Below are 1,021 nucleotides of genomic sequence, written 5' to 3' on the forward strand. Positions count from 1 at the left end.
ATCCGTCCAGCCCCGTCGGACAATTTTCTTTGTGACATTAAAGTCCCAGCCTGCCCACGGATTTTTGTCGACAAGATCACGTTGAACAAGGTGGTTCCAAAGTGAAGACATACGCGAAAAGTGGTTTTTGACTGTTTTCCCGCTGACTGTTTCTTGTCCCTGCTCTTGTGCTTGAGCGATGATCATACGCAAAGGGAGAACAGTTTTTCCTTTGCCATGGGTCGCGGGTAGGGATGACAGAAGGTCAAAAAATTCACCGGCTACTGTGCCCGTTATTTGTCGAATGGGTTTGTCGCCGAAGGCCTCAATGAACAGATCAATGGTCTTACGAGTGGCCTTGAGCGTGTCGGGGCTTTTGGTGGTGTCTGAGTAGATGAATTTTTCCGCCATCACCGACAGGCGAGGGGAGGACGATTTGACAGGAGCAGGCTTTTCTTCTGCGCCCACGTTTTCAAGAGGAGCAAAAGATGATGCCGGAAGATTTCCAGCCTGCTGAGCAAGTGTCTGATTGCTACGAATATCCACAATCATCGCCGCCAGCCGGTTTGCCTCTCCCCGAAGCATTTCTTTCTCTTTGGCACTTACGGCTGCCCCTGTTCTGAGGTGCTGACTCAAGGTTTTCAGTCGCATCTGGATGGCAGCAAGGTGATCCTTGCTCTGCTGGAGAAAGGTGCTCTCTTTCTGAACCTGTTCTAGCATCTCCATCGCATGGCGGGCTTTCTCAGCCTTTTGCTCCAGTGCGTGGCACTCCTCTGCGAGGGAGAGAGTCGTTTCCTGATCCCGGATCATCTGGGTTTGCAAGGTCAGAAGCTCTTGCAGAAGAGTAGGGGAAGCCTGTTCGTCCAAAGTTCGGGCCCTGTGAAAGAAGTCGCCTGTACGCGCATACAGATCAGCAGCTCTTTCGCGGGCGATCAACTTTTTATCTGTGCGCAGGGAGAGGGAGATTTCAGACCGGCCCAGAATGGCTTTGAGGTCTTGGGGGATGGCACGGCGGAAATGGTAGTGTGAGCCGATGAGGCGA

At 52.4% G+C, this 1,021-nt stretch carries 2 pseudogenes; both read right to left on the reverse strand.

Annotated features, from left to right (window positions below):
• A pseudogene (locus Abin_RS13300) lies at nt 1-801 on the reverse strand (tyrosine-type recombinase/integrase); the annotation flags it as partial.
• Between the two features lie 105 nt (nt 802-906).
• Nucleotides 907-1,014: pseudogene (locus Abin_RS16090) on the reverse strand (DUF6538 domain-containing protein); the annotation flags it as partial.
• Nucleotides 1,015-1,021 lie beyond the last annotated feature (7 nt).

The organism is Acetobacter indonesiensis, from assembly GCF_000963945.1.
Classification (GTDB): Bacteria; Pseudomonadota; Alphaproteobacteria; order Acetobacterales; family Acetobacteraceae; genus Acetobacter; species Acetobacter indonesiensis.